General features: G+C 36.3%; 20 protein-coding genes. 11 read left to right on the top strand and 9 right to left on the bottom strand.

The window, feature by feature from the left end; genetic code table 11:
• Positions 1-121: 121 nt before the first annotated feature.
• Positions 122-670, bottom strand: coding sequence for a YqgE/AlgH family protein (locus tag H0S70_RS06180; RefSeq protein WP_188322079.1), 549 nt, complete (start codon positions 668-670; stop codon positions 122-124).
• A gap of 54 nt (positions 671-724) precedes the next feature.
• Between H0S70_RS06180 and pdxH the strand changes: the two genes are divergently transcribed.
• A complete protein-coding gene (gene pdxH, locus H0S70_RS06175; RefSeq protein WP_123248135.1) occupies positions 725-1369 on the top strand; it encodes a pyridoxamine 5'-phosphate oxidase in 645 nt (214 codons plus the stop codon).
• Positions 1370-1438: 69 nt separating this feature from the next.
• Here pdxH and H0S70_RS06170 read toward each other — a convergent pair whose 3' ends face one another.
• Positions 1439-1729: an HU family DNA-binding protein gene (locus H0S70_RS06170; protein ID WP_055041284.1), complete on the bottom strand. Its 291-nt coding sequence runs from the start codon at positions 1727-1729 to the stop codon at positions 1439-1441.
• Positions 1730-2125: 396 nt separating this feature from the next.
• Here H0S70_RS06170 and panD point away from each other — a divergent pair, with 396 nt between their 5' ends.
• Positions 2126-2476, top strand: a complete 351-nt coding sequence (gene panD, locus H0S70_RS06165; protein WP_031504659.1) for an aspartate 1-decarboxylase — start codon at positions 2126-2128, stop codon at positions 2474-2476.
• 26 nt (positions 2477-2502) lie between these two features.
• Complete coding sequence (locus H0S70_RS06160; protein ID WP_188322078.1) at positions 2503-3540, top strand: lysylphosphatidylglycerol synthase transmembrane domain-containing protein; 1038 nt, start codon at positions 2503-2505, stop codon at positions 3538-3540.
• A gap of 71 nt (positions 3541-3611) precedes the next feature.
• Here H0S70_RS06160 and H0S70_RS06155 read toward each other — a convergent pair whose 3' ends face one another.
• Positions 3612-5627: a M3 family metallopeptidase gene (locus H0S70_RS06155; protein WP_188322077.1), complete on the bottom strand. Its 2016-nt coding sequence runs from the start codon at positions 5625-5627 to the stop codon at positions 3612-3614.
• A gap of 293 nt (positions 5628-5920) precedes the next feature.
• On the opposite strand from H0S70_RS06155, the gene H0S70_RS06150 reads away from it, so the two are divergent.
• The 5 genes from H0S70_RS06150 to H0S70_RS06130 all read left to right on the top strand — a co-directional run bounded on the left by H0S70_RS06150 (position 5921) and on the right by H0S70_RS06130 (position 11835).
• Positions 5921-6370 carry a copper resistance protein CopD gene (locus H0S70_RS06150; RefSeq protein WP_188322076.1) on the top strand — a complete coding sequence of 150 codons (450 nt, stop codon included), beginning with the start codon at positions 5921-5923 and terminating at the stop codon, positions 6368-6370.
• Positions 6371-6537: 167 nt separating this feature from the next.
• The gene (locus tag H0S70_RS06145) at positions 6538-7590 is read left to right on the top strand and encodes a DUF6263 family protein (protein ID WP_188322075.1); all 1053 of its coding nucleotides are present in this window, start codon (positions 6538-6540) and stop codon (positions 7588-7590) included.
• Between the two features lie 39 nt (positions 7591-7629).
• Entirely contained in the window at positions 7630-7854 is a 225-nt protein-coding gene (locus tag H0S70_RS06140) for a hypothetical protein (RefSeq protein WP_188322074.1), read from the top strand.
• A 58-nt stretch (positions 7855-7912) separates the two neighbouring features.
• Positions 7913-10477 carry a YfhO family protein gene (locus tag H0S70_RS06135; RefSeq protein WP_188322073.1) on the top strand — a complete coding sequence of 855 codons (2565 nt, stop codon included), beginning with the start codon at positions 7913-7915 and terminating at the stop codon, positions 10475-10477.
• A gap of 68 nt (positions 10478-10545) precedes the next feature.
• On the top strand, positions 10546-11835 hold the full coding sequence (locus H0S70_RS06130) for a glycosyltransferase family protein (RefSeq protein WP_188322072.1): 1290 nt from the start codon (positions 10546-10548) through the stop codon (positions 11833-11835).
• 72 nt (positions 11836-11907) lie between these two features.
• On the opposite strand, the gene H0S70_RS06125 is transcribed toward H0S70_RS06130, so the two are convergent.
• Together H0S70_RS06125 and H0S70_RS06120 are read right to left on the bottom strand one after the other, a co-directional pair.
• The gene (locus H0S70_RS06125; RefSeq protein ID WP_031504246.1) at positions 11908-12888 is read right to left on the bottom strand and encodes a PLP-dependent cysteine synthase family protein; all 981 of its coding nucleotides are present in this window, start codon (positions 12886-12888) and stop codon (positions 11908-11910) included.
• Between the two features lie 116 nt (positions 12889-13004).
• Positions 13005-14234: an ABC transporter permease gene (locus H0S70_RS06120; protein ID WP_188322071.1), complete on the bottom strand. Its 1230-nt coding sequence runs from the start codon at positions 14232-14234 to the stop codon at positions 13005-13007.
• A gap of 4 nt (positions 14235-14238) precedes the next feature.
• Between H0S70_RS06120 and H0S70_RS06115 the strand changes: the two genes are divergently transcribed.
• Positions 14239-15435, top strand: a complete 1197-nt coding sequence (locus H0S70_RS06115) for an exo-beta-N-acetylmuramidase NamZ family protein (protein WP_188322070.1) — start codon at positions 14239-14241, stop codon at positions 15433-15435.
• 18 nt (positions 15436-15453) lie between these two features.
• Here H0S70_RS06115 and H0S70_RS06110 read toward each other — a convergent pair whose 3' ends face one another.
• Complete coding sequence (locus H0S70_RS06110) at positions 15454-18657, bottom strand: hypothetical protein (protein ID WP_188322069.1); 3204 nt, start codon at positions 18655-18657, stop codon at positions 15454-15456.
• A gap of 183 nt (positions 18658-18840) precedes the next feature.
• On the opposite strand from H0S70_RS06110, the gene H0S70_RS06105 reads away from it, so the two are divergent.
• Together H0S70_RS06105 and H0S70_RS06100 are read left to right on the top strand one after the other, a co-directional pair.
• Entirely contained in the window at positions 18841-19632 is a 792-nt protein-coding gene (locus tag H0S70_RS06105; RefSeq protein ID WP_188322068.1) for a T9SS type A sorting domain-containing protein, read from the top strand.
• 337 nt (positions 19633-19969) lie between these two features.
• Positions 19970-20782: a T9SS type A sorting domain-containing protein gene (locus H0S70_RS06100; protein ID WP_188322067.1), complete on the top strand. Its 813-nt coding sequence runs from the start codon at positions 19970-19972 to the stop codon at positions 20780-20782.
• Positions 20783-20867: 85 nt separating this feature from the next.
• Here H0S70_RS06100 and H0S70_RS06095 read toward each other — a convergent pair whose 3' ends face one another.
• The 3 genes from H0S70_RS06095 to H0S70_RS06085 form a co-directional block, all read right to left on the bottom strand.
• Complete coding sequence (locus H0S70_RS06095; protein ID WP_228453804.1) at positions 20868-23687, bottom strand: gluzincin family metallopeptidase; 2820 nt, start codon at positions 23685-23687, stop codon at positions 20868-20870.
• A 207-nt stretch (positions 23688-23894) separates the two neighbouring features.
• Positions 23895-24467, bottom strand: a complete 573-nt coding sequence (locus H0S70_RS06090; protein ID WP_188322066.1) for a YceI family protein — start codon at positions 24465-24467, stop codon at positions 23895-23897.
• Between the two features lie 80 nt (positions 24468-24547).
• Positions 24548-25153 carry a DsbA family oxidoreductase gene (locus H0S70_RS06085; protein ID WP_262891145.1) on the bottom strand — a complete coding sequence of 202 codons (606 nt, stop codon included), beginning with the start codon at positions 25151-25153 and terminating at the stop codon, positions 24548-24550.
• Between the last annotated feature and the right edge of the window lie 382 nt (positions 25154-25535).

Below are 25535 nucleotides of genomic sequence, written 5' to 3'. Positions count from 1 at the left end.
AACAACCTTTAAAGAAAGTCATTTACCGGGTTTTGATTAATTGAAGTTCAATAGAGAACGATTCTTTTGCGAGGAAATTATCTTTGAATGATTAAAGTTTTGTTAAAGTTTTTGAATGCTTTCAATTCATCGAAATATTCTCCGGAGTATTGGCCCAAAGCAAAAATTCGCCACCAAGATTTTGCATAATATTTTTCCATAAATGATGATCGGTAGGCAATGTATAATCTAGATTATAAGCATCAACCACTGTCCAAACTTTCTGTCGAATTTCCTGTTCCAGTTGTTGCGATCCCCAACCGGAATATCCGGAAAAAACTTTGATGTCTTCCGTGGAAATTTTCTGGTCGATCATTGCCGAAACCACATTTTCAACATCTTCCGTCAGGTAATAATCTTCGCCGATTTCGGTGAAGTTTTCCGTAATTCTTTCTCCTTTATTAATGAAGAAAATTTTGTCGTTTTCTACAGGACCACCTTCGTAAACATCGACCGGGAATCCGAAAATTGAGAATAATCTTGCACTCATTTTGGTGTTTTTTTTATTCAAGATCAATCCGAATGCGCCGTCCACAGTGTGTTCGATAATGAGCACAACAGAACGCGAAAAGATATCACTGGAAATATCCGGAGTCGAAATTAAAATTTTACCTTTGTAAGAATAATTCATCTGAAACGAGAGGTCGACTAAAAAACCTATACTCAAATGTAATAAAAAAATTGAATGGAAAACTTACACGATAAAAGAAAAATTTACGAAAAATCTCAACTTCTTGAAAACCAAATAAAAGAAAATCCGATGGAGCAGTTCCGAAACTGGTTTTTAGATGCAAGTGAGAATCCCGATGTTTCGGAAGCTAATGCAATGGCGATTTCCACGCTTGAGGATGACGGTTGTCCGCGAACCAGAATGGTGTTATTGAAATCCTATACTTGGGAAGGCTTTGTGTTCTACACCAATTACAATAGCCGCAAAGGCAAAGCGATTGAGAGCAACAAAAAGGCTTGCCTTCACTTTTTTTGGCCTACTTTGGAAAGGCAAATAATTATTAAAGCAGATCTGGAAAGGCTTCCGGAAAATCTCAGTGACGGATATTTTCATTCGAGGCCTAAAGGTAGCCAGCTCGGAGCAGTGGTTTCTCCACAAAGTCAAGTGATTCCGGATCGTGATTTTCTGGAAAATAAATTGAAAGAGTTGGAAAAAGAATTTGAGCATAAAGAAGTTCCAAGACCGGAAAATTGGGGCGGTTATTTGGCAAAACCCTACGAAATAGAATTTTGGCAAGGTAGGCCAAACCGTTTGCACGACCGAATTATCTATGAACGTCAGGAAGATTACAATTGGAAAATCTCCCGACTTGCGCCGTAAAATTTAATATGATCACATAAAAAAGCCTCATCTGCAGATGAGGCTTAAATTTTTTTTATAATCTAAGGATTATTTTTTCTTTCCGCTCATTACCGCATCACTTAATTCTGCACCAGCTTTGAATTTAGCAACTTTTTTAGCAGCAATTTTAATTGGTTCTTTTGTTGCAGGGTTAATTCCTTGTCTAGCAGCTCTTTCAGCTACGGAGAAAGTACCGAATCCAACTAAAGAAACTTTACCGTCTTTTTGCTTCAAAGTAGCGGTTACATTGGATATGAAAGACTCTAATGCAGCTTTAGCAGCTACTTTTGTGATGTTTGCATCTTTTGCGATTGCGTCGATTAATTCAGACTTGTTCATAATAATTATTATTAAGGTTAGTTTTATTGTTAAAGCAAATATAAAACATTTTTCAAATTGTGCAAATTTTTCAGATATATTTAATTAAAAATTAATTAAAATCTTGAATTTAACAAAAACTCATGAATTTAATTATAATCAATTAATCGGGCTTTGCGAGTTCTAATATTATGCCAAATCCTTTCTGTAAAGACATTTCTGCGGTTAATTATTTCTTAATATGAAATTATGAATTATTGAATTTCATATCAAAATTTCACTTATTTGTTTATAATTTGTGTTTTTGTGCTGATAATGCCTATTCATCCTATTTTTAACACTTCTTTTTTGAAAATAAATGAATCAATAAAATTAAATATTTCTGCGTGGTTTCATTTAAATAATTAAATTTGCACCATGCTAATTGAAGTTTTTAAATCTAAAATTCACAGAGTTCGCGTAACCGAATCCGACCTTAATTATATTGGAAGCATTACCATCGATGAAGATCTTTTGGAAGCTTCCGGAATCGTAGTAGGAGAGCGGGTTTACATCGTAAATGTGAACAACGGCGAAAGGTTTGATACCTACGCGATTAAAGGAAGAAGAAAATCTGGCGAAATTTGCCTCAATGGTCCTGCTGCAAGACGCGTTCAGAAGGGCGATATTATCATCATCATTTCGTATGCACAGATGACGCCGGAGGAAGCGCAAACTTTCCAACCAAAAATTATTTTCCCAGACGAGAAGACGAACCTTCTTACTTAATTCTCTTTAGAAAACTCACTTTTATTTTGGAAAAAACCAAAAAATCAAATCCTTTGAAATCCTTCATTACGATTGCTGTTTCCTTAGCAATTGCTGCTCTTTTTATGTGGCTCGCTCTGCGCGGTATTGAGTTTGAAAAAATTGCAGGATATTTCGCAAAGGCAAACTATTTTTGGGTATTCGCAGCCACCGTTTTTGGTGTTTTGGCATATTGGTTTCGTGCGATTCGTTGGAATTTGCTTTTGGAACCTTTAGGATATAAAATCTCCAATTCCAACGCACTGTGGACGATCTCTTTCGGATATTTAATGAACCTAACCATTCCCCGTAGTGGTGAAGTAGCGCGTTCTACCGCACTTTTTGGGGTGGAGAATGTTCCGGTAGATAAATCTTTTGGAACCATCATTTTGGAAAGGGTAGTGGACCTCGTTTGTATGGGATTTTTCCTGCTTCTGACTTTGGTTTTTAAGTACGATGCAATTTTGTCCTTTTATCAATATGTTACCGCCCAAAGTGGCAATGCTCCAAAAGCGGAATCAGGGAATAAAATATATCTGCTGATGGGTGTTTTCGTTGGTTTGGGAATTTTATTTTTTGCTTTAAGAAAACATCTTGAAAAATATCCAATTTATCAAAAAGCCATTAATTTCGCAAAAGGAATTTTTCACGGCCTGACTTCCATTTTTAAATTGAAACAAAAATTAAAGTTTATTCTACTCTCCCTGGCAATATGGATTTGCTATTACTTTGCAGCATATTTGGTGTGTTTTGCCTTGCCTGAAACCTCCGGATTTACTTTCGCTGACGGTTTTTTCATTATCGTGGTGGGAACTTTGGGTATGATGGTTCCAGCATCTGGCGGAATCGGTGCCTTTCACTTTGCCTTGAAATTGGGGATTATGGCACTTTTCCTTTCTATGGGTAAAAATCCCGAAGAAGGCGGCGAAGTGGGACTTTCTTACGCATTTATTTCCCATACCATGCAATTGGCTATCATGGTTGTGATGGGAATTATTTCGATGCCGATGCTTGCAAAGGAACGTGGACGCTTGCTCTCCAGATAAATTATTGATAAGTAATTATAATAAAAAAAACACATGAAATTCATGTGTTTTTTTAGATTTATCTTTTCTTATTACCCAAATGCTCTTTTCAGTAAACTCTCTACTTTGGGTTCGCTACCTCTGAAGTTTATATAAAGTTCCATCGGATCTTTTGTGCCTCCCGAGGACAGCAAGACTTTATACTTTGCGGCAATTTCCGGGTTGAAAATTCCGTTTTCTTTGAAATATTGAAATGCATCCGCATCCAGGACTTCGGCCCATTTGTAGGAATAATATCCCGCTGAATAACCTCCCTGGAAAATGTGAGAAAAGCTTGTGCTCATCGCAGTTTCTGGATTACTTGGGTACAGGTTTGTTGCTTTCGTTTCCTGCACTTCAAATGTTTTAATATCGTTTATTTTTTCATTTTTGCTGTGGTATGCCATATCCAAAAGTCCAAAACCGATTTGTCTTAAAGTTTGATAACCTTCCAAGAAATTTTTAGATGCTGCGATTTTATTTATTTTTTCGTCGGGCAAGGTTTCGCCGGTTTTATAATGTTTGGCAAAAGTTTTCAAGAATTCCGGTTCATAGCAAAAGTTTTCCAGAAACTGGGACGGAAGCTCCACAAAATCCCATTTTACGGAAGTTCCGGATAGGTTTGGATAGGTCGTATTTGCTAAAACACCGTGCAAAGCGTGACCGAACTCATGGAAAAGGGTGGTCACTTCCTGAAAAGTAAGCAAACTAGGGGTGTCGGCAGTAGGTTTCGAGAAATTACAGACCACTGAAATATGAGGCCTTGAATTTTCACCGTTTTTCTTAAATTGATTTTTAAAACTCGTCATCCACGCGCCGGCTCTTTTACCTTTTCGTGGGAAATAATCAACATACAGAAGCGCCTTAAACTCGCCATTTTCGAAAATTTCATACGTTTTTACTTCTTCGTGGTATTTTTGGATTTTATCGGTTTCCTTGAATTCGAGTTGGAATAATTTTGAAGCCAATCCAAAAACCGCTTCCTGAACTTTTTCCAATTGGAAATAAGGTTTCAGCTCTTCATCATCGATGTCGAATTTTTGTTTGCGAAGTTTTTCAGCGTAATAAGCATGATCGTAGCTTTCCATTTCGTCGATTCCATCGGCTTTTGCTAAGGATTTTAATTCCTCAATTTCTTTTTCGGCAAATGGTTTTGCTTTTTCTAAAAGTTCATTTAGAAATGTATACACCTTGTCGGGAGATTTCGCCATTCTTTCCTCCAAAACATAATCTGCGTAGTTTTTATAACCTAAGAGTGCAGCTTTTTCTTGTTTTAAACCAACAATTTCTTTAATTAAATTCTGATTGTCAAATTCATTATTATTAAATGATTTTTTTCCGTTTGCCAACGCAAGTTCCTTTCTTAGTTCTCGATTTTCAGCATAAGTCATCAACGGAAGATAGCTCGGGTACTGCAGCGTAATCACAAATCCATCGAGATTTCTTTCTTTCGCTTCTTCGCGATATTGCTCCAAAATTGGGGCTGGAATTCCCGCGAGATCTTTTTCGTCAGTAATATGTTTGAAATAATTATTGGTTTCTGCCAAAACATTTTGCCCAAACTGAAGCGATTTTTTTGATAATTCGATGCTGATAATTTTGAATTTTTCTTTGTCAGATTCATTCAAAAGTGCGCCGCTTCTCACAAAACCTTTGTATGTTTCTTTCAGCAAAGTTTGTTGCTCTTCATTGAGTTCGTATTTTTCTTTTTCGTCGTAAACTTTCTTTATTTTTTCAAAAAGTTGTTCGTTTTGCGAAATTTTCGCTGAATATTCTGTTAAAAGTGGCGAAACTTCTTGAGCGATTTTCTGGATTTCATCGGTGGTTTCCGCAGAATTTAGGTTAAAGAAAATTCCCGAAACGACATCGAGTTTTTCGCCCGAGAAAGCCAATGCTTCGATCACATTTGCAAAGGTTGGCGCTTCAGGGTTTTTGACAATATCATCAATTTCTTTCTCGGATATTTTGATCAATTCCTGAAAGGCCGGAAGAAAATGTTCTTCTTTAATTTCGTTAAAAGGTGCTGATTGATATGGAGTTTGGAAGTTTTCTAATAATGGATTTTGCATATTGATAGGTATTAATTGCCGATAAAAACGACGAATTTTAAAATACAAATTTACTCAAAAATAATTTTTACATTTGTTTATTGAACAACTAATAATTTCGTCATGAAAACATTTTGAAAACGGTGCTACTTCCGATTTGAAATTTGCGACGAATGGAAATGCCACAAAAGGAACCAGGAATATGGATGGCGAGTTGGATGATTCGATGAATCTCATTAAATTCTTCATGAACGCATCATTGGATAAATCCTACGGAGGCGGTTTGCAGAAGCTAAAAAAATATTCAAGAAATAATGTCACATCATTTACTTTTAATTTTTCATTTGTTGGGAGCGGCGGTTTGGGTCGGTGGTCATTTGGTTTTGGCGATCGGAATTTTGCCGGAAGTTTTAAAGAAAAATGATCCTGAAATTTTACTCAATTTTGAAAGAAAATTCGAGAAAATAGGAATCCCGGCTTTATTGGTAATGGTAATAACCGGCGTTTGGATGGCTTACCAATTTGGGATTGGCGTATCTGCATGGTTTCGGTTTTCAAATCCAATAGAAACGGTGGTTTCATTGAAATTAATTTTACTTTTCATAACCGTACTTTTTGCACTGAGCGCCAACTTTTTTGTATTGCCAAAACTTTCAGTGAAGAATTTACCCTTGATGGCTTTTCACATTATTTCCGTAACGGTTATCGGCGTTTTAATGCTTATTTTGGGAAGTTTCGCTCGATACGGAGGAATTTCTTTGTAAATTGATATGCTTTAGTTTTAAACTCTTTTTTTTTTGCTGAAATTTCCTTTTTTTTCTTGAGTATTCAAATGCTCTTAAAATAATTACCTTAAATTTGTCGTTGCGATTTCAAAATAGGTAAGCTTTTTGATGATTGCAACAGATTTATCAATCCGAAAATTATTTTAATGAAAAAAATTACAGCCATTGCGCTTATTTCAATAGCTTTAATTTCTTGTAAAAAAGAAAGCCAAACGATCACTAAAGTTGATCCCAAAACCGGAAAAACAATTACCGTAGAAATTCCAGTGAGCGATTCTGCAACTGCCGAAAAAGCAGTGTCAAACGTGGCAATCAAAGATTCCATGGGAATTTATAAGCAAACTTTTCAATTGGAAAAAGGAAAAACTTATCCGCTAACAACTTATCAAAAAGATGTGCAAACAATGACGGCTCCGGACGGGAAATCCCAAAGCGGTACGAGTGAAACGACCGATGAAATGTCATTTTTAGTCAATAATTTCGAGAACGGAATTTATGATATCACCATCAATCTTTTAGGAAAAAGAAATTCACAATCAGCAAACGGAAAATCGATTGTGGTCGATACCAAGCTTGCAGAACCGAAAGAAGAGCAACTAAAAATGATGTGGAAAGTGAACAAAGCTTTGGTGGGCAATAAACTGAACCTTAAAATGGATCAATACGGAAAGGTGATTTCGATCACTGGTTTTGATCCAATTTATAGCAAAGTAGCAGCTTCTGTGGGCAGCGTCATCAAGGATGCAAAACAAAAAACAGCGTTTGCTAATAGTTTCAAAGAGAGTTTTAACGAAAAAGTTCTTAAAGATCAATTTTCTAAAAACTTAATTTTAATTCCAGCAAAAGGGGCGAAAATTGGCGAAAAATGGAGCGAAAGTGAAAACGCAACGCCAGACGGAAAAATAAAATTAACCACCAATTACATCCTGAAAAGTGTGGATAATGGCGTGGCAACGATTGCTGTAAATGGCGGAATTCCTAAAAAAAGCGACAAAAAAACGCAGCAAGGAGTTACCAGAAGCATGAGTTCTGAACTTTCCCAAAACGGAATAATTACTTTGGATCAAAATACCGGCTGGATCAAAAACCAAACGGTTTCGGTGAAAACCACCCAAACGGAAACCCTGTCGGATGGCAAACAATCTCAAAGCATGAAAAGTGTTTCCAACTCCACAGTGGTGGTGAATCCGACGAAGTAAATTATTGGTGAAAACTTATCATTAATTATTCTTAAAAAAATGAAATACCTTTTAGAAATAATTCTTACGACCATCATTATTTTTTTTCTCTGGAATATTTTAAAAAGAATGTTTTTTTCTGCCTTTTATAAATTTCCAAAGTCGGATGAAAATCCAAAACCGAAAATGCAAAAACCCACTGCAAAGGTCGATTCCAAAATTAATTGGGATGCCGAAACTGTGGAATACGAAGAGATAAAAGAAAATAAACAACCAGAAAAATAAACCTGAACCCTTTTGAATATAAAATTTTGAAAGGGTTTTTATTCATTAAAACCGCAACATGGTAAAAAATAAAAATCTCATTTTCATCATCGGGAGCATCGTTGCTTTCGTTATTTTGGCTTTGGTTTACAACAATCCGGTTCTTATGGGGAAACAGCTTTTCCAACACGATATTGTACAATACAAAGGTGGTGCAAAGGAGCTTTTGGATTATCGTGCACAAAACGGAGAGGAAACCTACTGGAGCGATTCCATGTTTGGAGGAATGCCGACTTACCAAATGGGAGCGCAGTTTCGTGGTGATGTCATTAAAAAAATTGATGATGTTCTGAATTTTTTGCCCAAACCTGCGAATTATATTTTTCTGCTTTTCTCTGGATTTTTTCTCCTCGGGATGGTTGCTGTTCGCAACTGGAAATATGCTTTTTTAGGCGCAACTTTTTTCGGGCTTTCTACCTATTTCTATATTGCGCTCGGAGCTGGACATAACGGGAAAATTCACACCGTTGCTTATTTTGCGCCGCTTTTGGCGGGAATTCTTTTGGTTTATATCCGCAAAAAGTACATCACAGGTTTCATACTGACCACGCTGTTTATGGGGTTGCAAATTGCAGCAAATCACCCGCAAATGACCTACTATCTTTTCCTTGCACTTGGATTTTTATTCTTGTCAGAATTAATTCGTGCAGTTCAGGGAAAAACCGATTGGAAACATTTTGGAATTTCCTCTGGAGTTTTGGCAGTGGCCTTTTTACTCGGTGTCGGGATGAATTCCCAGAGAATTATGGCCAACGCCGAGTATGTTTCCGAAACTGTTCGTGGGAAACAAATTCTCGATAATGGAGTTCATTCTTCGGAAAAATCGGGGATGGATAATGAAAGCATTTTGATGTGGAGTTACGGAAAACTGGAGACTTTAAACCTCTTTATCCCAAGATTGATGGGTGGTTCCAGCAACGAAGAAGGTTCCGATCGAATGATGAACAGAGTGCAGGAAATGGTGCAAAGTAATGTTTCGTCACAAGAAGAAATGAATCAAATTTCCAAAGGTTTTGGTTCGTTGACGTATTGGGGCGATCAACCGGGAACTTCCGGGCCGGCTTATCAAGGTGCAATCGTTTGTTTTCTGGCAATTTTGGGCTTTTTCTTTGCTTGGAAAAAATACCGTTATTGGATTTTGGGCGCGTCAATTCTCACCGTTCTTTTAGCGTGGGGAAGCAATTTCATGATTTTATCTGATTTTTTCATTGATTATATTCCATTTTATAATAAATTCCGGGCACCGAGTTCAATTTTGGTGGTGGTTGAATTATTGTTTCCTTTAATTGCAATTGTAGGGCTTTATCGATTTTTCAATTCTAATGAAAATACAGAAACTTCTGCGGAAAATATCTTAACAGAAGATTATAAAAAGAAAATTTTAACCTACGTAACAGGAGCTGTTATTGGGATTACTTTTATTTTGATGATCTTCGGAAAGTCGCTTTTAGGGTTTTATACTCCGAACGAAAAAACGTATTTGCCACCTTATCTTTTAGACTTTTTGGTGGATGAAAGATTCAATATGTTTAGAATTGATGCGATAAAGGCGATTATTTATGTCGGAATCGCAGCAGCTGTTTTGTTTTTAGGATTAAAGCAAAAAATCAATCAAAATATTGCGATTGTGATCATCGGGTTGGTGAGTTTATTTGATCTTTGGAGCGTGAACAAACGCTATTTAAACAACGATAATTTCATCGATAAAACTTTTACTGAGAATCCATTCCAAACGGAAAATTCAGAACTGCTGATGCAGAAAGTAGGCGATAATACCAATCTTAAAGCATTATTGGACAATGTAAATGTTAACAAAACTTTAGAAACGATCGCCAATAAAGATCAAACACATTACCGTATTTACAACCAGGTTTTAGGTACTTTCGGCGAGACCAATACTTCCTATTTCAAATCTTCAATCGGTGGTTATCATGCCGTAAAATTACGTCGTTATGATGATTTGATCAATGAATATTTCGGAAAAATGGACACGTTAAAAGTTCCGCGAATCCTAAATATGCTCAATGCAAAATACATGATTTTTGGTGATCCAGAGAAACCTGAAGCAGTGGTTAATCCACAGGCGAACGGAAATGCATGGTTTGTTTCTGAAGTTAAATTTGTGAATTCTCCGAACGAAGAAATCAAGCAAATTGGCGAAGTGGATACGAAGAAAATTGCGGTGGTTGCAAACAGCGACAAAAAATATTTTGAGGGAAAAACTTTGCAGGCAGATTCTACCGCTTTCTTGAATTTAACAAAATACCAAGCCAACGAATTGGAATTTAAAACCCAATCGAAAACGCCACAGCTAGCCGTATTTTCCGAAATTTATTATCCAAAAGGTTGGAAAGTTTTGGTGGACGACAAAGAAGTTCCTTACATCAAGGCTGATTATTTGTTGCGCGCAGTTCACGTTCCAGCTGGTAATCATACAGTGAAAATGATTTTCGCACCGGATGTTATCGCAAAAGGAAAATTGATTTCCATGATTTGTTTCGGGCTATTTTTGTTGCTAAGTTTGGGCGGAGTTTATTTTCTTTACCGCAAAAAGGATGAAAATAAACTTGAAAATATAGAGTAAGTCAAAATTGTGATTTCTTTTATAACTAAAAGAATATCAATGCTTTTGTGCCTTTTGTGGTAAAAAATATGAACAACAAAAAAATCTTAATCATCACTTATTATTGGCCACCTGCAGGAGGGCCGGGCGTTCAGCGTTGGTTAAAATTTGTGAAATATTTACCCGAATTCGGGTGGGAACCCACTGTCTTTATTCCTGAAAATCCGAGTTATCCGATTGTAGATGATACGCTGGAGAAGGATGTTTCTAAAAATTTGGAAATTATCAAAACTAAAATTTGGGAACCTTATCAAATCGCAGAATTCTTCGGGAAAGACAACAAAAAATTCAAAGCCGGACAGTTTGATGTTGGAAAGAATCAAAGCTTGAAATCCAGACTTTCGATTTGGGTTCGTGGAAATTTTTTCATTCCCGATGCACGGGTTTTTTGGGTAAATCCATCGGTGAATTATCTAAAAAAATTTTTAAAAGAAAACCATTTTGATGCTTTGGTTACGACTGGACCGCCACATTCCGTGCACTTAATTGGTTTGAATTTAAAGAAAGAATTTCCTGATCTAAAATGGATTGCCGATTTCCGGGATCCGTGGACTGAAATTTCCTATTACCAACATTTGAAATTGACAAAATTTGCCGATCGAAAACACCGAAATCTCGAACAAAAAGTTTTTGAAAATGCGGATATCACTTTGGCGACAAGCTATGCAGATGCTGAAAATTTCAAGAAAAAAGGAGCGAATGCGGCTTGTATTACCAATGGTTTTGATGTTGACAATCAAGAATTAGGAACCGAAAACTCGGAACCATCAACTCAATTTACTTTAAGCTATATCGGTGTGTTGGAACAGCTGAGAAATCCCGAGGTTTTATGGAGAGTTTTGAATGATTTAATCAAAGAAAACGAAGATTTTAGAAAAAACTTTCAGCTAAAATTTGTCGGGAGAATTGATGACAGAATTTTAGATAAAATTACAAGTTCGGAACTTAATAATTCTGTAAAAAATCTAGGTTATCTTCCTCACTCGGAAGCGAATTTGGAAATGCAAAATTCTGATTTGCTATTGATTACCAATTTCCCTGAAGATAAATCCAAAGGAATTATTCCCGGGAAAATCTTCGAATATTTGGCAACGAAAAATCAAATTATTTCTTTTGGTCCGAAAGACAGCGATGTGAAACGCATTTTAGAAGAAACCCACGCCGGAAAACATTTTTCTTACGATGATTATGAAAGTTTGAAAGCATTTATTTTAGAAAAATTTAATGATTGGAAATCCGGAAATCTCTCTTCAAATACAGAAAATATCGAGCAGTTTTCCAGGAAGAATTTAACAAAGAAATTAGCAGAAATTCTTTAGTTTTTCTTTAAAATCAAAAAATTCTTCAACAAAAAAGCGGGCCGAAACCCGCTCAATATTTTACTGTAAATTCTACAACCAACCTTGTTCTTTCATCCAGTCGTCGTTGTAAATTTTCCCAACATATCTGGAGCCATGATCGTGAAGCAAAACCACAATCACATCATCTTTGGTAAATTGATCTTTCATCTGAACCAACGCTGAAATAGCACTTCCCGCTGAATATCCACAGAAAATACCTTCCTCTTTTGCTAATTTCCTTGCGTAGATTGCGCCGTCTTTATCGGTTACTTTTTCGAAATGGTCAATCACCGACATATCGTAATTTTCCGGAATGATGTCCTCGCCAATTCCCTCCGTGATGTAGGTATAGGCATGGTCGTAATGCAATTCTCCGGTTTCATGAAATTCTTTTAAAATCGAACCATAAGTATCCACACCAATCACTTTGATATCGGCATTTTTTTCTTTGAAAAATTTCCCACAACCGGTCACTGTTCCGCCGGTTCCAGCTCCAGCCACGAAATGCGTTAGTTTTCCTTCGGTTTGTTCCCAAATTTCCGGAGCGGTTTGCTCGTAATGCGCTTGTCTGTTAGATAAATTATCATATTGATTCACGTACCATCCGTTTTCAGTTTCGGTTGCTAATCTTTTGGAAACAGAATAATACGAACGTGGATCGGTCGGCTTCACATCGGTCGGACAAACGATTACTTCAGCACCTACAGCACGAAGAATGTCGCATTTTTCTTTCGATTGTTTGGAGTTGGTTACGAAAATACATTTGTAACCTTTGATAATTGCCGCCAATGCCAAACCCATTCCGGTATTGCCTGAAGTCCCTTCGATAATGGTTCCGCCGGGTTTCAATCTTCCGTCTTTTTCGGCATCTTCGATCATTTTCAGTGCCATTCTGTCTTTCACAGAATTTCCGGGGTTGAAGGTTTCTACTTTCGCCAAAACCAATGCCGGAAAATCGTCACCCAAAACTTTATTAAGCTTTACCAATGGCGTATTCCCGATGGTTTCGAGGATATTTTGCGCGTATTTCATATAAGTTTTTATTTCTAAATGATATTTTTTTCTGGGGAAAATTCCTTTTTCTGAATTGAATTTTTCGTAAAAATATTTTATTTAATTACGAATTTGCAAAGATATAATTTTAAATATTAATTGTATTTAATGGCTTTTACAGGAGAAATTTTACTGATTAAATAACTCGGTAAAATAAGTGAAATGGCCGATACAATAAGCATCCCGAGGGAAATGCCAAGAATGTAAAGAAGGTTGAGGTCAACCGGAACTACGCTTAAATAGTAATTTTCCGGATTTAATTGAATGATGCCAAAATACTTTTGTAAAAGCAAAAATCCTAATCCAATAATATTCCCGATAATTAATCCGGGAATCATAATCAGCAAAGTGTAATTGATGAAAATCGCGCGAATTTGTCCGTTGCTTGCTCCTAAAGTTTTCAGCATTCCAATGGAATTGGTTCTTTCGATGATGAGGATCAGCAAAACCATCACGATATTGATGACCACTACAACCAGCATGATGACAATGATTAAAGCAATATTCGTATCGAAAATTGCAATAAAATCCATGATTTGAGGATATTCGTCCGTGGCTTTTACTGTGTAATTTTTGTACCCGACAAGCTCGTCGATTTTCGGTGCGTCTTCGTCGATATTATTAATGTTTTTCAAGAAAACGTCCACACCACCAACTTCTCCGTCTTTCATACCCTGAATTTTTCGTGCATGATTGATTCCACCGATGATGAATAAATCATCAATCATTTTGATGTCGGTTTTATAAATGCCTACGACTTCAAATTTTCGGTAAATCGGACTTTGATTTTCTTTAGAAAAAATTGCTACAATACTGTCTTTCACCTTAAGATTCAAATCGTTCGCAATCTTTTTGGAAATGCAGATTCCGCTGTCGTAGCCTATTTCGCTAGCTTTCGGAGTAGTTCCTTCAATCAAAAATTTCTTGAACCTTTCGGCATCAAAATCTTTACCGACTCCTTTGAAAATAATTCCCGCAAAATTATGTTCGTTTCTTAAAATTCCGCTTACCGACACATAACTTTGGGTGGTTGCTACATCGGGTAATGCCTTTATTTTATTGATTTGAAGTCCATCCGAACTCAATATAGAAGAATTGTAGGAATTATTGGACTGTTTAGATTTAATGGAAATGTGCCCGGAAAAATCGGCCATTCTTTCTTTGATGGCTTTTTTTGAACCCAAACCGGTGGAAACCGTGATCAAGGAAACGATAACGCCTAATGCAACGGAAAGCCTACCAATAAAGACAATAACGCGCGAAAGATTATTTTTGTTATCTTTGGAAAAAGCTATTTTTTTGGAAAAATATAATGGAAATTTCAAGCAGATGATTTTAAAACTCAAATTTAAAGATTTACTTCTACTTGTGCTAATTTATTTTGGGTTTTGCCCTTTGAATTTTGCGCAAAATACTACGGATTCTTGTTTCAAAACCGGTGCAGATCGGCCTGAACTTTACCTTCCGTTGTTGAAAGATAAAACGATTGCGGTGGTCACCAACCAAACCGGATTGTTGCAAGACAGAACTTTCCTAGTGGATTTTTTAGTGAAAAATAATGTCGAAATTAAATCCATTTTCGCTCCGGAACACGGTTTTCGTGGCGATGCAGATGCTGGTGAACATGTGAAAAACGGAGTCGATACGAAAACCGGTATTCCAATAGTTTCGCTTTATGGCAGCAACAAAAAACCGAAACCCGAACAATTAAAAGATATTGATGTGGTTTTGTTTGATATTCAGGATGTTGGAGTTCGTTTTTATACGTATATTTCAACGTTAACATATGTGATGGAAGCTGCAGCGGAAAATAAGGTGGAAGTGATTGTATTGGATCGTCCGAATCCACATGATGGCTACATTGACGGTCCCGTGCTGAAGGATGCTTGGAAGAGTTTCGTCGGAATGCATAAAATTCCCGTTGTGTATGGCTTAACCATCGGTGAATACGGAAAAATGGTGAACGGTGAACAATGGTTGAGTAATAAAATTCAAGCAAAATACACCTTGATTCCGATGCTGAATTATCATAAAAAACAACGATATGGAGTTTCCGATAAACCGTCTCCAAATTTACCGAATAATCAATCCATTAATTTATATCCAAGTTTGTGTTTCTTCGAAGGGACGCAGGTTTCCGTAGGTCGTGGTACCGATTTGCCCTTTCAGATTTATGGCAGTCCGTGGTTGAAAAATATGAATTATCAGTTTACACCGAAACCCAATTTTGGTGCGAAAGATCCTTTTTTGAACGGAAAATTATGCTACGGAGAGAATCTCTCGCAAAACCATTCCGATTTGCGCGAACTTCGAATGGATTGGTTGGTGAATGCTTACAAAAATTACAAAAACAAAGATCAAAATTTCTTTTTAAAGAATCTTTTCTTTGATAAATTGGCGGGTTCAGATGAGTTGAGGAAACAAATTATTTCTGGAAAAACGGCGGAAGAAATCAAAGCTTCATGGAATAAGGATCTCGAAGACTTTCAGCGAATTAGAGCAAAATATGTGATTTATGAAGACTGATTTTCAAATTCTTGTCTCCTAAAAACTCGCCTTAACCTGAACGGATCCGATGTGGATTGTTCTTTCTCCGGAGTTTCTGCCTTCATAGTTGACGTTGAGTTGAATCAACGAATTCACCGCTTGTTGTAGAAATACCGACCAAACCTGGTTCTTTCCGGGTTTCAATCCATCCAGCATTTGGTTGCCGACAATCGTGAAATTATTCCCCGTGAAATCATTATTGATAAACGAAAAATTGCCACGAACCGATGTTTTTCTCCAGTCCCACTGCAAACTTCCGGTTAAATCAAGGGTTTTCAGCAGTTCTTCTCCGTCTTTTCGGATTTTTTGTCGCCATGCTGATGAAACTTCTGCCTGAAGTTTTTCGGTAAATTTATAGATGGCTTTCGGTTTCGTTTCGAAATTATTCAGAAGGTAATCTCTTGAGCTGAAAAGTTGCGATGCATTTTCAATTTGATGCACCGAGTTTTCCCAATCCACACGGAAATTTTTATTGAACCAATATCCCAAATTCAGGAAATGCGAAGTTTGTGATCGTTCTTCATTGCTGAAATTGGCATTAATTAAATTATCATTGGCAATGAAACGGTAATTCCCATTCCAACCGGATTTTTCGGTAGAATTAAACTGCGCCGAAGCGAGTAGATTTTGATTTTTAAGAATTTGATCTTCATTTTTCTCAAAAGGATTGAGTACGAAAACCCGATCTCTCTTGAAAAACGAATTTTGAGAATTCAACGAAATATTAAAATTCCAACGTTTCAAAAACCTGTTTTCTGAGTTGAAAACTACCGAAGGATTCACAAACAAAGCCAGTTGCAACTTGTTTTTATTGGAAGGTAAATAATTCACCGTATTGGTATAAACCCTTATGTATTGGGCTAAATCTGCGTATTCTGCAGTTTCAAATTCGTCCAGTTGTTGTATTCCGTCGCCGTTGTAGTCGGTCCATTTGTACACGCCCTGTCCATCGGTCACTTTGATGTACTGAAATTCGCGTTGCGCTTCCTGCCCGTTTCCTAATTCATAAAACGCTTGCAAACGCATCCCGTTTCGAAATAACTGTTGGTTGTACATCAGATTTCCCACCACAAAATCCTGATTGAAATTTTCCGCAATATCCTGATTCTGATAATAAAATTTCCGGTAATGAACCAATGCATTAAGCGTGGTTTTTTCAGTCTTAATGATTTGGCTTTCTGCTACGATTCCCAAAATATGATTCATGTTTTCCAATGAATTTCCGCGCACCGAATCATTATCCCGAAAATAAGCTTTCGCAAGCAATTTTGTACGAACAGAATCCCCGATTTTTTTCTGAAGAAATGCTTCTTTCCAGCGGAAACTGCTCACATCCAAAAGCTTCGTTTCGTTGAAGGTTTTCACATTGTTTTCCATATTTGCACCGATTCCCCAACTTCCTTTTTCGGTCGTATATTCAGTGATAATGCCACTTCGAAGGTATTGTGTATCTTGGAAAGTAGCTTTCGTATCCAGGTAGGAAAAGTTTCCTTTCGTGCTGATTTTTCCTTTTTTAAATCCAAAATCAAGATCGTTTTTTATTCCGCGATAACTTTCTTTTTCGTCGAGATAATTGATTTTATAATTCAGGAACGAATGGTTTTTCCATTGGTTTAAAAAACTGAAAATCAATCGGTTTTGAGTAATTTGATTAAATTCCTGAGCCAAATTGAAATCCCGGGAAAACTCAACATCATTGATCCGATCCAGAATATGAAATTGAGAATTGATGTGTTGAAATTCAAAACTTGGCGTTCCTTTCCAATTGTTTTTAGTAAAAGTTTTAAACCCGAAAATCCGTCCGGCGTAACCGATATTTTGATGCGCATCTTTCGAGGAGAAAAGATTTACATCATAATTGCTGAGCGAGAAATCGGCTCCTACTTTTCCGTCTTTCAACAAAAATTCCGTATTTCCGGAAAAAACCTGAGTTTTTTGTGGCGCGGGTAATTTTCGAACCGCTTTGTAATCGCCCAAATTATTTCCTACATATTCGAAAACACGTCCGTTATTCGTAGTTTGCTTGATGCGATAATCGCCGGAATTCGCTCCAAAATAAGTGAAAGAAACCTGATACAAAGTCTGCGTTTGATCGGTTGAAAATTCATAATAATTTCCGTTCGGATCTTCGATAAGTTGATACAAAACTTTATTTACATCATATTCCGAAACCGTTCCGGATGGTGCGTACATTTGGTTGATATCGTTGCCTGCGTTGGCGAGGATTTGTTGATCTTCTTTGCTTAAATTCAAAGAAAGTGGAGCGTTTTTATTGTCATTTTCCAGAAACCAACTGAAACCATATTTGGCTTTTTCTCTTTGATGTTGAATATTTCCCGTAACTAAAAATCTAGTGTAATTTCTGTTGGCGTAATTATAAGAAATGGTAATGAAATTCTGTTTTAAAATCGGCCTGAAACTGGTAAAAGTGATTTCTCCGGTGTTGTAATTGATGACATAATCTTGGTTTTCGCCGCGTTTCATCAAAATACCATCAATAAAAACCTGCTCCGATCCGGAAATTATGGTGATAAACTGCTCCCCATTTTTCCCGTTCAGTCGGTACGGACCTTGGTTTCCTTCTATACCCTGAAAACGAATTCGGTGAAATTCGCTTCGCGCAACTCCGGCAGAAACATCTACAAAAGTTGTGTTATCTTTTCCGAAATTGGTTTGAAACTGCATACCCATACTTCGTCTTTGGTAACGCCCGAAATAAGTATTTTCATCGAGCAGATCCAAATGTCCGGCGCGCAGAATAGAGCGGTCTTTGATATTGAGTTGGAGGTAAATTTTGTCGAATTCTTCCAAAGTTTGCGTGTATCCGTCGGCTTGAATGGGCAAATTATGATCGGAAATCGATGCCAAAATCGTGACGTCTTTCGATATTTTTCCTGAAATCTGAAGATCCATCGAACTTTGAACGCTTTGTCCTTGGTTGTTTCCAAACGTAATTCCGCGGATGATGGAACCTTTGGAATTGAGGTCGCCCAGGATTTGAGATCGCGTATTTTTAACCAAAATTCCTTCATCAAGAATGACTTTGTTGGGAGTTCGGATGAAGTCCAAAGTGTCTTTGGTAAAAAAATCTCTGTCGATTTTTGCTGCAATAACTGAATCCTTTTTGGTGGAGTCTTTCGGAAGATTGGGGTTTTTCCATGTGAAAATCTGAGCATTTGTAAAACAAAATGCTGAAGTCATGAAAATGGATAAAAGTAATTTTCTCGGCAAAATCTCTTCAAAAAAAGTGGTGTAAAAGTAACGAAAAACTGTCTTTTAAATTGTTGTTAAATATTTAACAATTAATTAACCTTATAATTATGAATTATATAAAAAAGAATGTACTTTTGCCCAAGAAATTATTAATTAACTAATTATTTAAAAATGAAAAAATTCTATTCATTAATTGCAGTAGCTGTATTATCTGCTTCAGCGTATTCTCAAACTCAAACTACAGTTCTTTCTGAAGATTTTGCAGCTTATATTAAAGGTGGAAACACTTCAAGTAGTGGAACAAACGGTCCAGACGGTACTGACGTTTATAGCCCTGGTACTACCGCATTACCAGCTGGTGTTCCATCTGCGAATTTTCCTGTTGGTAGTAAAGTTTACATGGCAGGTGGAATGGCTAAATTTGGAGGAGCTAGTGCTGCAGGATCAGTGACTTCAAAAGTTGTTGATTTATCTACAGACGGAGGAAATGTAATTGTTTCTTTCGATGTTAAAGGATGGACTTCAGTAGAAGGTGATATTAAAGTAACAATTACTGGTCAAGCTTCAAAAACTGTATCTTACACAGCACTAATGTCTGGTTCTTTAGAATCCAAATCTGTAAGTTTTACAGGAGGTGTTGCAAATTCAACTGTGACAATTGAGACTACAGCAAAAAGAGCTTATATCGACAATGTTAAAGTTGTAACAACTGATACTCCATTAGCTGTAGTTGATGCAAACGCTTCAAAAGCAAAATTAGTAAAAAACACTGTTGTAGATACCAACATTATTTTCGCTGCAAAAGCTGATGTAAAAGTAATCAACGCAAACGGACAAGTAGTAAAATCTGCTGCTGTAAACGAAAACACTTCTTTGGAAGTAGCTTCTTTACCGAAAGGAACTTATATCGTTACAGGTAACGTAAACGGACAAGCTGTTTCTCAGAAGATCATCAAAAAATAATTTTTTTTACTTTAAAATATTATTAAAGCTTCCTTTTGGGAGCTTTTTTTGTTAATAAAACATAACATTAATCATCTGAATTCTAGCAAAATATTGGTTAAATTTGCAATGTAAAACAAGTCGAAAGAATATCTGAATTTTTCAAATAAATGAGATAGTATAAGGCTTTGAGGATTGTTTCCTATCGATTAGGAAATTAACTAATTGTTAAATTTAAAAATTTAGCTTTCTATGTTAGAAAATTATGTAATTTAGCAATCCAATTTTAAGGAAAAAATTAAAATTTTATATTATGAAAAAAATCTTTACAATTTTAGGAATTGCAGCTATTACAAGTATGTCTGCACAAACTGTGTTTACTCAATGGAATTTTGATGCAAGTCCGAGTCCGGTAGCTACAAGTACAGGAGTAGGAACAATCACTCTTATTGGTGGTGTTGTTGAAAATACTCAAACAGGAACAACTGCATGTAATTGTCCTTACGTTAGCGGAAATCCAAATACAGGAAAGGCATACACAACAAAAACTTATCCTGCGCAGGGTACAGCATCAGGAACAGCGGGGATTCAATTTTCTGTAAGTACTGTAGGTGTATCAGCAATTTCAGCATCTGTTGATGTTTACGGATCAAATACTGCATCTAAATATGTGCAAGTACAATATACAACTGATGGTTCGACATGGATAAATGTTACTGCAACTCCCACTTCACTTGCTCCAAGTACATGGTCTACTGTGGCAACTAATTTACCTGCTACCGCAGGTAATAATGCTAATTTTGCTTTAAGAGTTGTTTCTGTATTTGATCCTGCAAACAACACTTCTTATTCAGCAATTGGAACTACTTCTACTTACGCTTCTGGAGGTGCGTTAAGATTTGATAATGTTACTATATACAATGGTACATTAGCAGTGTCTGATGTAAATGGCACGAAAGTAAATTTGGTGAAAAATACCAATGTTGGTAATGCAATTCTTTTCGGAGCTAAAGCAAATGTTCAAATTGTAAACGTAAACGGACAAGTTGTAAAATCAGCTGCTGTATCTGATGGAACTTCTCTTGATGTTTCTTCTCTTGCAAAAGGAATGTACATCGTAACAGCTGAAGTAAACGGTGAAAAAGTTTCTCAGAAAATCATCAAAAACTAAGAATTCCTTTCTCAATAAAAAAAGCCACTTCCGAAAAGAAGTGGCTTTTTTATTTTATCCATTATTAATTATTAATTATTCATTATCAAAACCAACCTCTCCTAAAATACCCCGTAATCGCTGAGAAATTCAACATCAAAGTAAATCGGATTCTGCTTCCGTAATCTTTAAATGAAGGTTCAAAACCGAGCGAACTTTGCACCGGAAAATAGATTTCAAGAAAATCTGGAATTACCTTCACCTTTACCCCCGAATCCCAAATAAACTGAGGATTTTGCATCTGGTTTTTGTAAACGCCTGCATCCGCATACACATTAAACCAACGCCAAACGTGCGCATCAACATTCACCGAAGTAATCCACCGATTGGCTGTTTTCCCGAGATAAGATTTGAAACCACCTTCCGCCAAAATCAATTGCTGGGAAAGCAAACCACTCGTCGCACTTTGTCCCAAAAGTCCATACGAGAACGCATAATTTGAAACCTTCGAAATGCCGTAATCAAACAAATTGTTTTTTGTTTTATTGGTGATGAAATAACCTCCAAAAAACCGGAAACTCACTTTTTGATCTTGTGCAAATTCCCAACGGTAAAAAGCTTCCGCAGAAACTTTCTGAAAATCTTCCATCCATTGAAGGTTTCCACTTAGGTATTTTTCATGAATGAGTCTTCTGTCCGAATAGCTATATCCAACATTCCAAAGATTGTATTTTCCGTATTCATTCGCGGCAATCATCGCAGGAGTGAGTTCTTTTTCAAAGAAATTATACGAAAAGCCTAAACTTCTGCCGATGTCACTGCGCGGATTTTTACTAAAATTAATATTCGCAAATGCCGAAAATTTTTGGTAAGTTAAATCATAATCATAGTGAAAATATGAACCGGAAACTCCCAAATCTAAACTTCTGTAAAAACTGTTTGCCGGCTGAAATGAATAAGAAACACCGCCTGCACCAGTTAATTTTCCCGTTCCCGAACTAAAATAAGGAGTAAACGAATAAACAAATTTTCTGTCAAATAATGATGAATTTTTAAAATTTAAACCCAACAAAACTTTATCATACGCGTTGAAATTCAGTTTCGGATTCAGATATACTTCATTGTATTCCGGATTAGGAATGTCTTTGAAAAACTTGAGCCGAATTTTTTTGGTATTTGCGAAAAAACCTTTGGCATAAAGATAATTGTCGCGGAAATTCTTCTCCGGGAAAATGTATTCGCTGTTGATCACGATTTTCTCAGCATCAGTTTGTGGGATATTGTAAATTTTTGCTTCTTTGGAACGTTCGGTATCGAACCAAAATGCGGTTTTCTCACCGTTTTTTTTCTCGGTTTCAATCTTGAAAGGGATTTCCTGTAACGTGTTTTTAGCCACTTTTACCTGAAATTCATCCCCGATTTTCTTAAATCGTTTCAGCCTAAAATTTACTCGGTTTTTATTTTGTATAAAGTGCTCCAAAAAGCCCGAAGAATATCCGGAAGCCACCGTTAATTCATTTAAAAATGCTTCTTTATCAATTCTTTTTCCGGTATTTTTTTGCAAAAATCGAATCACAAAATCGTCAAATTTCTCTTTTCCCATTTTCTCTGCCACAAAAGAAAATAAACTCCCTGTTTCGAAATGGCTGATCGCAGTAGCGTTGAAATTGCTCAGATTTTCGAAAGGTTGTCCTATTTTTTGATCCAAATTTTGAGTCAAAATATATTGGTAAGCAAGTCCGTATCTTTCCGAAAGCTTCAGCTTTGATGCATGGAATATTTTCAAAGGTTTTAAACCGAGAATTTTCAAATTATCGGGAAGATCGCCGAGCAATTTTCGCTCTTGGTAATACCTTTCGATGTACTGAATTTCCAGGTAGGTTTTCAGCCCGTTCATCAACCAATGATCGCCACTTTTCTCGAAAATAGAAGATTGCTCAACAATTTTTTTCGATAAAATACTGAAATAATTCAGATCAATTTTTTCAGCTTCAGTGAAAAGTGGATAACGGAATTTCCAGAATTTAATATCATCAATTCCCATAAAATTCTCAGATTCCCGGAATTTTTCGCTGATGAATATTTTCGAGGGTAAAGAACCTGTTTTTGCCTTAATGAAATTGAGTTGCAATGGAAGATAAAATTCCAGATTTTGCTTCTCGGTTTCGGTCAGTTGGTAACCGAAATTGATTGTAATTTTTTGTCCTTCAATAGTTGTTGTAATGGTTGGGAAACTGTTTTCCGAGATTAGAAATTCTGGATCATTGACCAACTTGCCTTCAAAATAATTGGGCTGAATTTCCGGAAGATTACTTTGCGAATAGTGGTTGATAGGAATATCAAGATTCACTCTCCAGTAACTTCCCGGATTTTGGTTTTCTTCAATATCGATGAAATTTCTTTGAATTTGGTTATGATTATCAAAACCATCGGGAACCAGAAAAAAGTATTTCAGAGCTACTTTTTTTCCGTCGCTTCCGTAACCGGTAAATTTCTGCGAAGGCAAATTCAACTGGTAATTTAAAGTGATTTTCACCTTTTTTCCGGGCGCAAGCTTCTCTGAAAGCGGAAGAAAAATCTGTTCTCTTGATCCGTCAATTCCTGTTATCGTTTGTCCATCAATCTGAATGTTGAGATTTTCTAGATTGCCTAATTCATTGGGTTTTGCAAAGTGTAAATCGATTTTTCGATCTTCCAGTTTTCGGTAAACCAATGATGTGTTATGGGTTTTGTACGCGGAAATCCAATTGAGGAGTTTTATCTGGTCTAAATTGCTTTCAGAATGGTTATAGTAAGTAATTTCCTGATATACAGTAATTTGTCTCTTGTTTTCAGGGATTTTAGCTTCAATGTATATGCTGTCTTGTTGAGCAGAAATTGCAACAATATTGGTAACCAGCATCAAACCGCAAAAAAATATTTTCATCTTTTAAATTCAATCAAATATAATGATGTTTTTCTAAATGAAATTCTATTATTAAGCTGTTTTTTGTTAGTTGTTGATTTTTATAACGAATTTTTTTTGCGTTTTGTATCATGTTGAATTTTTTATTTTTCATTTAAATTTCAACAAAAAAAAACGGAAACCCAGTTTCCCGAATTTCCGTTTCCAACTAAAAAAAATTACTAACTATTATTCTGCTGTTAATTCAAAATCACCTTTAATTCTCACCATATCATTGATCATTGGTGCAGGGAAATTAGGTCCAACGTTGAAGTCAGATCTCTTCAAAGTTCCCAAAACCTGGTAACCATAAGTAGTTTTTTTATTCATCGGATTTACCGTAGAACCGCGGTAAACCAAAGTTAAAGTAACTGGTTTTGTAACACCGTGCATCGTAAGATTTCCTTTCAAAGTGTAGTAGTTCTTTTTGTTTTTAGTTAAAGAAGTACTCTTGAATTCTAGAGTTGGGAATTTTTCTGCATTGAAAAAGTCTGGACTTTTCAAGTGGTTATCTCTTGCTTCAACATGAGTGTTGATCGAGTTTACATCAGCTGAGAAAGCAAGGGTAGAATTCGCAAAGTTTTTCTCATCTGCATTGATGGTTAAAGCTGCTTTGTCGAAATTTCCGGTGATGTCGTTGATTCCAAGGTGCATTACTGCAAATTGAATTCTAGAGTGAGCCGGATCGTTCTTTAAAACTAATTGTGCAAAGGTGGAAACCGAAAATAACACAACGGTAATGAGGGATAAGATTTTTTTCATGATACTATTTTTTATTGTTAAAATTAATACTGCAAAGATATTTCGAAAATTTTTTATTGGCGTTGATGTACGGTAAGAAATCAGTTGCAATTTCCATCCACGTCACATTGCGCACCGCTGTTGATGATTTGCAAACCTTGGTCTCCAGCAGAAAATTCTGCAAAAGATTTTTCCAAAACCTCTAGGAAAAGTTCAGGTTGTTGCGCCCCGGAAACGCCATATTTATCATTAAATACGAAAAAAGGAACACCACTAATCCCCAATTGTCGAGCGATTAAACCATCTTGTGAAACGGCGTGTGCGAAATCATCGGATTGTAAAGCGTCCTGAATTTCCTTTTCCGAAAGTCCTACAGATTGTCCGATTTCCAAAAGCGTCGCTTCATCATCGATATTTTTTCCATCGATAAACTGGGCTTTAAACATCGCTTCTTCCATTTCATTGCCTAAGTTTTTCGAATTTGCAAGTTGAATGAGGAGATGCCCGCGATATGAATTCGCCACTTTTGAATCGTCAAAATTGAATTCAATTCCGGCTTCTTTTCCGGCATTTTTCACGTGCTCGTGCATGGCTTTAGCTTCGTTCAGTGAAATTCCTTTCACCTCTGTGAAATATTCATACGGATTTTTCTCTGGTTGTGTAACCAGGTTGGAATCCAGCTGAAAACTATGCCAATTGATTTCAATTTCATCGGAATTCGGGAATTTCTCTAATGCTTTTTAAAACTTTTTCTTCCCGACATAACAAAACGGACAGCGAATATCGCTCCAAATATCTACTTTCATAATAATCTTATTTTTAATGAAATGAGCATTTTTTTTATTAAAATTTTCATTCATCAATTAATGAATCAAAGATACAAACCTTCTGTTGAATAATTCTTGATGCAAGTTAATAAATCGATTTCATTATTTGCTGTGCATTTAGATAAAAACATAGTTGCCTGAAATCTGTTTATTACGACGTACGAAGCGGAAACACTAAGGAAATAAACAAGAGTTTTGTTAAATTATCTCCACTGTTTGAGCGACGCCCGAACTTTATTTTTTTATAACCTTTTTTTTTCAA

Origin of the sequence: Chryseobacterium manosquense (assembly GCF_014623485.1) — a bacterium.
Classification (GTDB): Bacteria; Bacteroidota; Bacteroidia; order Flavobacteriales; family Weeksellaceae; genus Kaistella; species Kaistella haifensis.
Note: the sequence above shows the minus strand (reverse complement) of the source record. Positions and strands in the feature narration are given on the sequence as shown.